The sequence below is a fragment of the Variovorax sp. WDL1 genome (assembly GCF_001541225.1).
Classification (GTDB): Bacteria; Pseudomonadota; Gammaproteobacteria; order Burkholderiales; family Burkholderiaceae_C; genus Variovorax.
Map to the genome: position 1 here is coordinate 1 of NZ_LMTS01000172.1, position 12,545 is coordinate 12,545.

The following is a 12,545-nucleotide window of genomic DNA, read 5'->3' on the forward strand; positions in this document are numbered from 1 at the left end:
GCCGGGGCGAAATCCCGGCCCCAGCCTCAACACAACAGCAACGTCCGAATCAGGCAGTAGAGCGCCCTCACCCCAACCCTCTCTCAAAGGGAGAGGGAGCACAGCCGAAGCACCTTCAGCCGCCCGCCGGGCGCTCATGACGACCCCACCTTCGACAGGTAACGCAACGCGCGAATACCGGGCATGAAGAAGTACCCCCCACCCTGCACCGTCACAAACTGCGGCAGCCCCGAGAGCCGTCGATCCGGCCCCGTACCCACCGGCATCGAGAAGCTGTCCGTCAGGCTGCCGTCGGCGTCCGGCAGCCGATGCCCCAGCAGCGGATCGGACTCGCCCGAGAGACCATCGAAGCGCGTCCCCGCCAGCCATGCGTTCTGGACGAACTCGAACTGGCGCGCGATGTTGGCGCCCAGGCAGATGAAGTGCAGCCCCGTCTCCTCGCCCGGCCCGCCGCCGTACTCGCGGCCGCGGCGCAGCAGGCGATGGAAGCGGGTCGAGGCGACCAGGTCGGGGCGCAGCGGGTCAGCGCCAAAGCCCAGCCGCCGCCACAGGCGCGAGACCGGATTCGCCCAGCCCTGCGGCAGATCGGCATTGCGAGGGTTGGCGCGGCGGATGTGCGCACCAAGGGGACAGCGAAGGCCGTCAGGATCGCTGCGGTAGGTGAAGCCGTTGCGCCGCTGGGCATCGTCGTCGATGCCGTCGATCTGCTCCCGGCCGGGCCCCACGAGCGCCTCGCTGCCATCCATCTTGCGGCCGACCATCGCCTCCGCCAGCCGCCGGCGCAGGACCGGGTCGCCGCCGGCCTGGCGATCGAGGAACTGCCAGAAGCCCCCCACGTCCTGGCGCAGCTGGCGCATCACCAGGTAGCTGCCGTTTCGACCCAGGTCCGCCATCCCCGGCGCCTCCTCGGCACGGGGCAGCATCATCGTGCCGGGGTCGCGTTGCGGCTCCAGCAAGGGACGATCGGTGTACGCGCCGTACTCGTTGGGATAGCCCAGCAGATACTCGCCGAGGCAGGACCGGTTGGTGAAGCCGAACTGCTCCTGGTCGCGGGCCGGACGCCTGCGCTCCCAGTCGACGCTCGGCTGCGAGATGCCGTCGACAAAGCCGAAGGGCTCGGTCTCGCGCAGCCGGGCGGTGAAGAGGCAATCAGTCTCCTCGAAGCCGGCGGCGCACTCGCCACGCACGTTCGCGAGCCAGGCGTCGAGCTGGCCCGGCACCGCATAGAGCATCAGCAGCACATGCGGCACGTCGTGCGGCGCGCCGCCCCACTGCCAGCCGGCGGGATCGTTCGCTCCCAGGTCGCCGAGCCGCCGCGCCCGGCTGGCATCGCTGCTCATGCCGGCGAGGAATTCCGCCGAGAAGCCTTCGACGATGTCGCGCGCCACGCCCAGCTTGTGCAGGCCGGGGGCGCTGAGGGCGATCTGCAGCGCAGTGCTCGGCGGCGGATTCCGCTCGACGGCCGGCGTGACCGGCGCACTCGCAAGCCAGGCACGCGCGGCCTCGGCATTGCGGATGCGCAGCAGCAGGAAGCAGGCCTGCGTCAGGTGCTTGTAGCCATAGCGCACCAGGCCCTGGATGTCATCGAAGTCGACCTGCGTCGTCTTGCTCACCGGAGCACCTTCGCCTTGGGCGCGGCCGTGCGGTTCATAGCAACCTCAGCCACGCGAGCGCTTCCGCATCGCTCATGCCCACTTGCTCGAAGCCTTCGCGGATGCGCCGGTTGCGCTCCAGGTCGCTCAGCGTGAGGCCGGGGTAGGCCTTGTACCAGACCTCGGTCGGCAGCTGGTGGCCGCGCTGGTAGTACTTGAAGGGCAGCTCGCGGCGTGCGCCCTGGTGGATGAGCCAGGCGGTGCGGGGCCAGCCGAAGCCGTTGCTGAAAACCAGGTTGAGGCCCCACGCGACCTTGTTGATGAAGTCGTCCATGTAGGCCTCGTGGCTGCCGTCGTAGTTGCTGGCGAACAGCACGCGGATCTTGTTGTCGATGAAGACCCAGTGCGCGAAGTGGATGGTGCGCACGCGCCCCAGGTGGCCGCGCCCGAAGACGTGGCGGCAGGCCCAGGCGATCGCGAGCAGCAGCACCTGCACCAGCACGCACCGGAACCTGCCCGGCTTGACCGCCCCCAGCGCGGTGAAGCTGTTGCTCGGGCCGTGGTCCTCCAGCTCCTGCATCTCGCCCACCGCCGCCGCGCGCGGTCGCGGGCAGTATTCAGGGTCGCCGCCTTCGTGCCGGCGCAGCAGCACGAGAAAGAACGGCAGCGCGATCAGCAGCAGCGGCGACAACAGCAACGCAGCCAACGGCAGGCCGATCGCATGCAGCATGTTGCGCACCCGCCAGCCCAGCGGTGTCGGCGCCGGCGGGGTCAACAGCAGCCGGCCTGCCGCCTGCTGGGCGCGCACGAAGTTCAGGAGGTCGCGCCGCAGTGTCTGTGGGTCGACCGCCGCGTCGCGTACGCCGCGCGGCACCCGCGCCGCCAGCACGCGCTGCAGCGCGCTCTCTTCGCGGATCTGCCGGACGGTGCGGCCGATGCGGTTGACGTACGGTGCGGCCACCGGCCGGTCATGCTCGATCAGCCATTCGAGCAGGTCATCACGCAGATCGAGGCCGCGGCAGTGCGAGAAGACGCGGCGCAGGCCCTCGCCCGCCTGCTGCACCATCTCGGCAAGCTGCGCTTCGGCCGGGCCGTCGCAGTCGCCCATGAAGAGCAGGTAGGTCGGCAGCTTGGGCCGCGGCAGGCCGAAGACCTCGAAGTCCGCCATCGTCGCGTCACCCAGGATCGCGAAGCGCGCGAAGTGCAATCGCTCGAAGGCGCCGAAAGGCAGCACCGCATTGGCCGGGTCGGCCGTGCCCGGCGCAAGAGTCATGGTGGCCAGCAGCTTGCGCAGCCCTGCTTCGCGTCCGGGGGCGATGGCGGCGACCACCACGAAGTGCGATTGCGGAGTCACTGCATGAGGTCGTGTCGGCAGCGCACTAGAACTTGAGGCAGAAGTCGATGAGCCGCTCCTTGCCCCAGTACACCTTGCCCAGGTAGAAGCCGAGCGAGATCAGCCGGATCTCGTCGCGGATCCAGTGGGCCACCACCGAGGTCTTGGAGTAGTCGAGCACGATGCACTCCTTCTGGTCCAGCCAGCTGTCGCCCTTGTACACCTTGGCCACGATGGCCTGGATGCCGAAGGGGCTGACCTTGTTCTTGAGCACGCCGTTGGCGGGGTCGAAGACCTTCCCCTGCCAGCCGAAGAAGTTGACCATCTTCGCGATGGACTCGGTGTAGCGGGTGCCGGGCGCGATGATCGCGGTGCCCTCGGCCTCGCCGGAGGGGATGTCGCCCGCCGGGCTGGCAGTGAAGAGCTCGTCGAGCTGCTGCTGGGTCATGTCGAGCAGTTGCTGTACGTCGTAGGCCATGCGCCATCTCCTCGAGTGAAGACCCCGTCGTCCGAGTGTCCGGCCAGGGTCGGGGGCCGTCAATTTGCCGAAAGTGGTGTGCGCGCGGCCGTGCGCAGCACTGCATCCGCCGCCTTCTCCGCGGCCATGTAGACCGCCGAAGCGACGAAGAAACCTGGAATGCGCGGGAATATCGACGCGTCGACCACGCGCAGCCGCGGCACGCCGTGCACCGCGAAGCTGCCGTCGAGCACCCCGCCCTGCTCCCGCGGGCCGATGGCGCAGGAGCAGGAGGCGTGATGGCCCCAGGCGGTGTCGCGCACATAGTCGGCCAGGGCCTCGTCGCTCTGCACGGCCGGGCCGGGCGCAACTTCCTCGGCGATCCAGCCCTTGGCCACCAGCGGCGCCGTCATCCGGCGCACCAGGCGGATCGCCTGCACCACCGCGTTCAGGTCCTCGGCGCCGGGATCGTCGGCCTGGTCGAAGTAGTGGAAGTCCACCAGCGGCATGTCGCGCGGGTCGGCCGAGCGCAGGCGCACGGTGCCGGCGCGATTGCGCGTGTGGCCCTTCAGCACAGCCCAGGTCAGCTGGTCGGGCTGCTCACGTATCAGCGTCGAGAAGCCCGGGAAGTAGCCCTCGAAGCGCCCCAGCAGCGCCATGCAGAAGAGATCGGGCTCCGCGCCCGGCTGCGCCGCAGAGCTCGAGCGCTGCACCACCCCCAGCGCCGCGCCGTTGGAGGCGTACATGCCGAGGCGCCCTTCGTTCCAGCGCCGCCACAACGTGTCGTCGCGGTCGAAGCGCGCGCCCTCCAGCACCTCCCACGAGCGGCGCATGCGGTGCGTGACGGCGATCTCGTAGCGGTCCTGCAGGTTGCAGCCGACGCCGGGCAGCGCCGCGCGCAGCGCGATGCGATGCCGGCGCAGTTCCTCCTCCGGCCCGATGCCCGAGAGCATCAGCAGCTGCGGCGTGTTGAAGGCGCCGCCGCAGAGGATCACCTCGCGCCGCGCCCGCGCCTCGCGCCGCTGGCCCTCGGCCGTGCTCGGCGCCGCATGGGCACGGTACAGGTGCGCACCCTTGAGGTACTCCACGCCGCAGGCCGCGCCGGCCTCGTCGAAGAGCACGCGCGCTGCCAGCGCGTCGAGCTCGATGTGCAGTTGGCCCGGATGCTTCTTCGCCACCTCGAGCAGCCGTTCGCGGATGCCCGCGCGCCGATGCGCCGACGTGGACAGCGGCGTATAGCACAGGCCCTCGAAGCTGCCGGGCCACAGGCGCCTCGTATTGGGGTCGCCCAGCCCGCCGCGCAACCAGCGCAACGTGCTGCGCACCGGCGTGGGCAGGCTGCCGGCGAAGACGCCGGCGGAGTCGCGCAGCACGCGCATCAGGCCGTCGTCGCCAAGCACCGAGAGCGGGATGGCCTTCTCCGTGCGCAGCCAGCCGCCCCAGCCGTGTCCGGTCGGATCGAGCCCCACATGGCGCAACGCCCGCCACAGCGGCCGGTGCCCGCAGTTCTCGATGCGCTGGGCATAGCGGCGCATGCGCGAGGCGCGCCACGAGCGGTCGCCGGTCAGCCGCGCGATGTGGTTCCAGTCCGACGCGTGCGGCAGCATGAAGATCATCGCATTGTGCGCGCTGCATCCGCCCAGCGCAGCCGCGCGCGGGTAGAGCACGCCCTGCCCTGCCTCGTATTTCCAGTCGCGGGCCTGGCGCGCCTCGTCGGCATAGTGGCGCACGCGGAAGTTCCAGCTGATGGCCGGGTTCTCGCAGGCGAAGGCGTGGAAGGCAGGCACGTCGTAGTCTTCAGGCAGGCGCGGCGCCGAGGCCCGCGGGTCGCCGCCTGCCTCGATCAGGAAGACCCGCATGCCCGACTCCGCCAGGCGCGCGGCCAGCGTCCCGCCGCCGGGACCGGAGCCGACGATCACGTAGTCCCATTCGGGTTCGGCCATCGGGTCTCAGAAGGTCTTGAGGAAAGCGATCAGTGCGCGCTTGTCCTCGTCGCCCAGCTCGGGCTCGCGGCCGAAGGCCTTCTCGTCCTCGCTCAATCCGTCCTGCCGGTTGAACTGCGCAGTGCCGAAGTAATGGCCGCGATTGACCACGAAGTCCGGGCACTTGCTCAACTGCATCATCGGCTCGCGCAGCTTCGAGAAATGCTCGCGCAGCTGCTCGTCGCTGGCGCCGGCGGGGGCGCTCTTCAGCGCGCGCCTGAGCTCGATCAGCAGCTCGCCCACGTCGTGCACGTGGGTCGCCTTCTCGTGCAGGCTGTCGCCTTCCGCACGCAGCTTGAGGTTGGCCAGCAGCGCCACCGGCGTGCCCTTGGGGATGGGGCCGAGCACGATGTCGCCGTCCTTCTCCGCCAGCCACGGCGCCCAGCGATGCAGCGTGCCTTGCAACGGCCGAAGCGCCTCGGGCACGAAGCCGGTGGGCACGGTCACCGTGCTGCGCTCGGTGGTGCGATCAATGAGGCCCTCGACCTTGTCGCCCAGCTCCGGGTCGCGCTCGCGCCGCTCGGGCCACAGCATCTGCTCGATCGAGGCCTCGAAGCTGCGCAGGCGGGCATTGACCGACGGATCGATGTCGAAAGGCCCGACCGTGTTGTTGAGCAGCAGCGGCGCCGTCGACCAGACGCTGATCAGCGAAGGCACGCGCGTGTAGCCGCGCCCGCCGGCCGGCATCGCATAGGGCCGCTGCTCGCCGCTGAAGGGGTCGCGCAGCGTCACCGTTCCTACCGAGGGCAGTTGCTTGTAGGTCTGCGACGAGAAGTCGTTCCAGATGTTGCCGGCCAGCGCATTGGTCGCGAGCGGGCTGCAGATGTTGGTGCGCAGCAGCGTCGCCGGGATGCGCGCGTCGCTCGAAAGGTAATTGCCCTGGAGGAAATCCGGCGCCTGCACGATCTTGCGCATCTCGGCCTTGTACTCGTCGCCCTGGGTCCACTTCCAGTAGCGCTTGAAGCAGTCGAGATAGCCGGCGCCCGCGCACTTCGCGGCCGTGAGCTCCAGTGCGGGCGGCGGCGTCGGCGCCTTGCTGGAATGACAGCGCGCGCAGGTGTCGGCAAAAGCCGTCTTGCCGCGCTCGAGCAGCCCCGCCCCGGCCTGCAGGTGCTCTGCGCCGCCGGGTGCGTCCTTGAGCCGGTCGGGCTGCGCCGCCTTGAGAAAGAACAGCGCCGTGTCGGGCGTGCCGGCCTCCGTCGCCTGCCAGTAGCTGGAGTTCTTCTGCGCTGTCGCGATCGGGATCGGCGTGATCGTCTTGCCGCCCACCACCGGGTTGAAGTGCAGCAGCCATTCTTCGCTGAAGAGGCCGATGTTGAGATAGACACGGTTGAGCGCGCCCAGAAGGCCCACCGAGTCCGCGCCGTCCTTCAGCACGTGCGGCGTGCGCACCGCGTCGGGTTTGGAGAAGAAGTCCAGCAGCGGCCCGCTGGTCACGAAGTCGTTGAACTGCTTGTTGTGCAACTCGCCGCCGGCGAGTTTTTCCTGCCCGATGAGCTTGGCCATTTCCAACCGGGCGCCGAAGTCGTACACCGCATTCATCGTGCGCGGGTTGTTGATGCTGTCGGTGGAAACGAGCGAGGTGTCCATGCTGCCCGGCCGGTACGTGTGGGCCAGCTGGAACATGTAGTTGGTGCGGCCTTCGGGCTTGTTGGCGTTGTAGATGAAGAGCCGGTCCACCCACATGTACTGCGCCCCCACCGACGAGCTCAAGTTCTCGAACTTCGGGCTGTTGGGGTCGGCCGGCGGCTTCACCGGGCTGGGGCCGATGTGGCAGAAGCCGCAGGACATGCCCACGCGGTACGGCCGCACCAGGTCCTTGCGGTTGTAGTAGTTGGGGTCGGTGTAGTACTTCTCCGCGTCCCATTCCTTTGCCGCCTTGGCATCGAAAGCCGGATTCGGAAAGAGCCGAAGTCCCGCGATGCCCGTGCCCCAGCCGTAGAAGGAGCCCACCGGTTGCGTCGTTCCGTCGCCCAGCGGCTGGCCGCGCGATCCGATCTTGACGCCCGGGTACTTGCTTTCGTTCTCGAAGGGGTCGGGGCCGCAGTCCTTGCTGCGCACATCGAGCCAGAGGCCGCGGCGGGACTTGTCGGGAGCAGTCGCGGCCTCGAAGCAGGGTTCGTTCACCAGGCCGAAATAGCTCCAGCGGTTGGCGCGCGAATAGCCGAGCGTCGGATGCGTGCTCACCACTTTCAGCAGGTCGAAGGCGCCGAACGTGTAGTCCGTCATCTGCGTCCAGAAACGGTCGTTGCCGCCGCTCCACACCAGCCACATGTTGCGGCCCTTGACCTCTTCGGGCGTGAGCGCGATGCCGCCGTCCATGTCGCGGAAGTAGTCCTCGGCGGCGTGCGGGAAGGAGGGGCCGTCGCGGCCGGCCTGCCTGGCCTCGTCGAGCACTTCGCCAGGCTTCGGGCCTTTGCTGCAGGCCACGATGCACAGGATGACTGCCGCCGGCAACAGCACTCGCTTCGCCGCAGAGCAGCGTCTTGGGATCATGGCCATTCCTCCTGCGTCCGACTGTGTCGGTGAACGGGGGATCACGAGGCGCAGTGTGGGTGTGGGGGGTACGGCTGCCTATCGGCCATGCGCGCTAACGCGAAGGTCGTAGGCGGGGCTTGCACATCGTTTGAACCTTCCCCTGCTGTCGGGCTGCGGGTTGCGGATCGAGAAAACGTCGGGCCGCGTGATGCACCAGCGCGGCTTGTCGTTGCCGTGTGCGCTGCAGGTAGCGGCGCACGCAGGCGCACACCACGCCAGGCGATGCGACCGGCGCGCGTCATCTCGCGCGCCATGTGGACCAAGTGCGGGCAGGTGCGTTGGCAGAGCGCTTTCGGTGGTGGACCAATGGTGAACTGGGCCATCGATCCCGAAATTCTGGCCACCGGGACACATTTGCTAATTGCAATACCCGTTGCATTGCATCATTGCGGCTTACCACATTTTTGAGCCGCGTTGTTCTTCCAAATCTGATCAATTCTGACGAAAAGCGTTTGGTATTATTTACATTGAATTCGAAGTCGCGAGCCATTAAGGTGCCGGGCTGGCGTGCGGGTGCGGCGACTCTTTGACGAAATCACAAGCGGTCGCCGCGCGAACCTTACCGGCCCAAAAATTGCCAGGCGAAGCCTTCCACCGGGCGGCAAAATTTTCTGAAAGCGGCGAACAAATGCTTAAGACAAATTATTCAAACATTAACAAGAGAACGGATACCTAGGGCTTTCAATTTGTTTCCTAATCATGGCTGTGCTGAATTTCTTCGATCCGATGACCTCTCGACCATCTGGAAGTCGGTGGGGCGGCTTTTTTGCATTGATTTGGGATTATTTTGGAAGCAACGGCATATGGAATTACTGGCTTTTGATGTCAGTTCTGCTTTTTTCATGTTTTCTAAGAAGTAAAAAATGAGTTACGTTGTGCATATCACTCGCGGCGGGATTGTTTTGGCAGATGCTGCCGCATTAGGCAAGGGTGTTGGCGGCAGTGAGCTTCTGAGAATCTCGCGCGACGGGGCGAACGGTGCCGCTCCTGTTCTCGGTGGAGTTTCAACGGCGAGCGCTTCCACAGCACCGGCGCCAACGGCATGACCATGACCGCGGGCACCACACACACCACCATATGAATAAAGCGGAAAATTGCATCTTTTCTCGCCCGTGCAACGTTGTTGCCGCTCTCGTTGCTGTTTGTGGTTGGCTGCCAAAACCCAGATGAAACGGTGCGCATCCACGTTAGTTCCAGGTTATATATACGAAGCCGAAAATATAAGTTCCAATCTTGCTACTCCTGTTGTTGAAGCTGTTGCTCGTCAAAGGCCAAAAAAAATTCATATTGTGGCCTGCCCCCATGCTCCGCCCCAGAGGATCATGCAATTCGAGGATGAACTTGACGCTCGTCTGCAAGTGGATTTTATTTTGTCGCTTTCCGAGGAAGTTTGCGAGAGCAATATTGCTTATGATTTTTAAGTGAGCAAAGATGGGTTCAACTGCGAAAGAAGCAATATTCATTGCAGATAATGCAGCTCAAACTCTCTTTGGGATCCAGCTCGAAAGAATTTTCCGCAAGATGTTGCAGGGTGATTGTCCTGGTGATCCTCTGATGTCCAGAATAAACAAACACATATGTACTCCAACTTTCTTGCCTATGCTGCGGGCTTGGTAGTCTTGATTGTTATTTACCTTATGCTTAGATTGACTGGGAAAAAACCCAGTGAAATTTCATTTATTTTGATTGAGAAGATATTTGTTTTCTTGATTACCCTACTTGTTTTGGTTTTAATTTTCTTTGGCTAAAAGAAGCAATATGGCAATGACTTTCTGGGAAAAAATGTTGATCACAGCTCCTGTGAATGGAGCCGGTAGCTTGTTAGGGTTTGCTGCACCATTGCTTCCAAGTGGTTTGGCCTATCTTTCTCATATCGACGACGCGAATGCGCCGGGCGTACCATTCACGCCAGAGCACATTGGCGGGTTCCAGTACCAGCAGGATGGCAAATGGCAGCGGGCCGAATGGGATGGTAGTCGCTGGGTGCCGAAACCGGGTGACTACGCATCCGATGACGATAAGGTACTGCTTGATGCCAGTAGAAAAAAGCTATTGGATTTGACGGATGCGGGTCGCGCTGCGATTCAAGAGGCCATCCAAGAAGCTCTACCTTTGACATATCTCGTCCCTTCCATTTGTCGGGACACACACGATCTTTTTCTGCAATCCCGCAATTGGCGCCAACCCATCGACCCCCTGATGCTCGACCTCGACGGCGACTGGGGCTCCCTGCAGGTCTGGCGCGACCTCGACCAGGACGGCATCGCTGACGCAGGCGAACTCTCCAGCCTCGACGCCCTGGGCATCAGCCGCATCGGCGTCGTGGGCAGCCTCACCAACGGCACCGGAGGCACCCAGGCAGGCACCACCGTCAATGGCAACCTTATCGCCCAGAGCGCCAGCTTCACCCGCGAGGTCGATGGCGTGCAGGTGAACCGCACCGTCGGCGCGATCGACCTCGAGTCGAACCCCTTCTATCGCGAGTTCACCACGGCCGTGCCCCTGACGGAGCAAGCCAAGGCGCTGCTCCGGATGCAGGGCCGATAACGCAAGGCCGCCAACAAGCGTGATGCCTTGATCGACTTGGTGGAGCTCAACCGCTATACGCAAGAAATTCCAATGAAAGATTCTAATTTCTATATCAAAGAAGCCAACAGGCGCCTTACCAGAACTATTGTGATTTGCTGGTTCGTTACGGTGGCGTTGTTTTTTGCGTGCATATTCTTTGGTCATCACGTTATCGCGCTCGCGCGCTGGACCGGAAAACATGTACCGTCAGTCGGTGATCAATTTGCACAAGCAACCGCCCTCGGAGATTTGGCTGGCACGTACTTTGGAATCTCGGCCCTGCTGTTGCCATTTGCTGTGCTGGCCCTCATTTGGCGCCAGAGTGCATTAAAACGGCTCCGACTTGGACTATCTAGACTGGGAGGTGGCTTTCGAGCGTTTCTCATTATTTATCTGGGGGGCATTCCCTTCATTGCGTTCATGTTGTTCATGTTTTATGCGGCTCCGTTCGACATTTCCAACAACCCAAGACTTGCAGGCCAGTACATAGTTAACTTGATGCTGAATACATCTTTTGGACTTTTGAGTTTCGGGAGCATTCTGTTGGTCGTTATTTCGCTTTTAATTGGAATGCTTTTGGCGTTTCTGTGGTTTCCCTTCGCATTAGTCATTGAAAAGATCAAAGAAAGCTAATATGGCAGATCAAAATATCTCGTTGTCAGAGTACGCAGCCGCTGTTAAGCAAATGTCAGGGCAGCTTGCTAGCGGCTGGTCTGAAGCAGCAGGCCGATTTGCAGAGCGAGTCGCACTGGAAGGCGGTGCGCACGTACTGGCGGAAACTCGCAAATTCGAACTCGCAGCTGCGGAATTGGGCGCTAGCTTTAGAGGTGCGGCGGAGAATGCAAGGAGTTGGGCAGATGCTGCCCGCGCGTCGGGACATGATGGTGCGGCACGGGTTTATGACAAGTACGCCGAGCGCTATTACGACAGGGCCAACAAGCTTCTCGACTCTCTGGTCGACAAGAAGACCGCTCTCGATGAAGTTGCACGTGAGGCTAGGGCCGGTGCGGAAGCCGCCGAGAAGGCACTCGGCGGGGGTTTTGGACGCGCCCTTGGCCCTGCTTTTGATGGGGCGCAAATGGTCGAAGGCCTGCTGGACTGGTCAAGTACAGGTAACAGCGACAAGTTTGGCGGCGCATGTATGGGGGTTGCGCTCTCTGCTGGTCTCGGAATCCTGGGAGCAGCTCTTGCCGTTGCTGTCGGCTTGCCGGCTATCGCTGTCGCTGCCGTTGCGGGAGTCGCGGCAATTGTCGGTAGCGCATTGGGAGATGGTGCATATGGAGCATTTCGGGATGCTGTGCGCTCACTGTTTGATTCGGCCCGCGATTGGCGCCAACCCATCGACCCCCTGATGCTCGACCTCGACGGCGACGGCCTCGAACTCAAGCGCGCCGACGGCTCCATCCTCTTCGACCACAACGCCGACACCATCCGCACCGGCACCGGCTGGATCGGCTCTGATGATGGCATCCTCGTTCGCGACCTCGACGCCAACGGCACCATCGACTCCGGCCGCGAGCTCTTCGGCATCGACACCCTCAAGTCCGACGGCAAGAACGCGCTCATCTGCCATGGCGGGACGCTTACTTCCAGTTCGCGGCGATGACCGGGTTCAATGCCGCCTGGTAGTCCGGAGGCAGAGAGGTCTGGCCAGGTGCAGGCGGCGCAAAGCCGGCCATGGCGGCGACCAGCACATCGACCTGGCTGTCCAGCAGGACCTTGCTGTCGGAAGTCCTGAACTGCTCGACGTGGTGGGCACTGCCGGAGTACCAGTTGTTCACGGTGAGCTTGTCGTCGGTGCCGAGAATGCTCACCTCGAGGTTGTTGCCCATGCGGCGGAACCAGAGCTGGTCGGCGGTCAGGTTGCTGGCGAAGGCCACCGCGTCCGTGTTGCCCGGCGTGGTGTCGTAGTCGGAGACGGTGTCCTGCCCCGAGCCATGGCCGAAGACGTACGTGTCGTTGCCGGCACCCCCGTCGAGTGCGTCGTTGCCTGTGCCACCATCCAAGGTGTCGTTGCCGTTCTCGCCATGGAGCGTGCCCACGACGCCGATGCGGCTGATGCCCAGGGCGTCGAG

At 63.9% G+C, this 12,545-nt stretch carries 9 protein-coding genes; 3 read left to right on the top strand and 6 right to left on the bottom strand.

Annotation, left to right across the window (positions count from 1 at the left end):
• Positions 1-134: 134 nt before the first annotated feature.
• The 5 genes from APY03_RS23745 to APY03_RS23765 are packed head-to-tail and all read right to left on the bottom strand — an operon-like array spanning position 135 to position 7,860.
• Positions 135-1,613 (bottom strand): Dyp-type peroxidase, encoded by a 1,479-nt coding sequence (locus APY03_RS23745; RefSeq protein ID WP_068680693.1) that lies wholly within the window; start codon positions 1,611-1,613, stop codon positions 135-137.
• Between the two features lie 34 nt (positions 1,614-1,647).
• Positions 1,648-2,946 carry a hypothetical protein gene (locus APY03_RS23750; RefSeq protein ID WP_068680695.1) on the bottom strand — a complete coding sequence of 433 codons (1,299 nt, stop codon included), beginning with the start codon at positions 2,944-2,946 and terminating at the stop codon, positions 1,648-1,650.
• A 25-nt stretch (positions 2,947-2,971) separates the two neighbouring features.
• On the bottom strand, positions 2,972-3,403 hold the full coding sequence (locus APY03_RS23755) for a hypothetical protein (RefSeq protein ID WP_068680697.1): 432 nt from the start codon (positions 3,401-3,403) through the stop codon (positions 2,972-2,974).
• A gap of 59 nt (positions 3,404-3,462) precedes the next feature.
• Complete coding sequence (locus tag APY03_RS23760) at positions 3,463-5,325, bottom strand: GMC family oxidoreductase (protein WP_068680699.1); 1,863 nt, start codon at positions 5,323-5,325, stop codon at positions 3,463-3,465.
• A 6-nt stretch (positions 5,326-5,331) separates the two neighbouring features.
• Positions 5,332-7,860: a hypothetical protein gene (locus APY03_RS23765; protein ID WP_068680852.1), complete on the bottom strand. Its 2,529-nt coding sequence runs from the start codon at positions 7,858-7,860 to the stop codon at positions 5,332-5,334.
• A gap of 1,806 nt (positions 7,861-9,666) precedes the next feature.
• On the opposite strand from APY03_RS23765, the gene APY03_RS41735 reads away from it, so the two are divergent.
• The 3 genes from APY03_RS41735 to APY03_RS41740 are packed head-to-tail and all read left to right on the top strand — an operon-like array spanning position 9,667 to position 12,076.
• Positions 9,667-10,449: a hypothetical protein gene (locus APY03_RS41735; protein ID WP_146041330.1), complete on the top strand. Its 783-nt coding sequence runs from the start codon at positions 9,667-9,669 to the stop codon at positions 10,447-10,449.
• A 27-nt stretch (positions 10,450-10,476) separates the two neighbouring features.
• Positions 10,477-11,103, top strand: coding sequence for a hypothetical protein (locus APY03_RS23780; RefSeq protein ID WP_146039366.1), 627 nt, complete (start codon positions 10,477-10,479; stop codon positions 11,101-11,103).
• A 1-nt stretch (position 11,104) separates the two neighbouring features.
• Positions 11,105-12,076: a hypothetical protein gene (locus APY03_RS41740; RefSeq protein ID WP_146039367.1), complete on the top strand. Its 972-nt coding sequence runs from the start codon at positions 11,105-11,107 to the stop codon at positions 12,074-12,076.
• Here the strand turns inward: APY03_RS41740 and APY03_RS23795 are convergent.
• Positions 12,054-12,545 (bottom strand): calcium-binding protein (locus APY03_RS23795; RefSeq protein WP_332307394.1); only part of this gene is annotated, 492 nt, incomplete at its 5' end. The genes APY03_RS41740 and APY03_RS23795 overlap by 23 nt on opposite strands.

Bases quoted from the DNA above. Each gene is read 5' to 3' on its own strand.
- APY03_RS23755 (WP_068680697.1), bottom strand. From the start codon at position 3,403: ATGGCCTACGACGTACAGCAACTGCTCGACATGACCCAGCAGCAGCTC.
- APY03_RS23760 (WP_068680699.1), bottom strand. From the start codon at position 5,325: ATGGCCGAACCCGAATGGGACTACGTGATCGTCGGCTCCGGTCCCGGC.
- APY03_RS23765 (WP_068680852.1), bottom strand. From the start codon at position 7,860: ATGATCCCAAGACGCTGCTCTGCGGCGAAGCGAGTGCTGTTGCCGGCG.
- APY03_RS41735 (WP_146041330.1), top strand. From the start codon at position 9,667: ATGACTTTCTGGGAAAAAATGTTGATCACAGCTCCTGTGAATGGAGCC.
- APY03_RS41740 (WP_146039367.1), top strand. From the start codon at position 11,105: ATGGCAGATCAAAATATCTCGTTGTCAGAGTACGCAGCCGCTGTTAAG.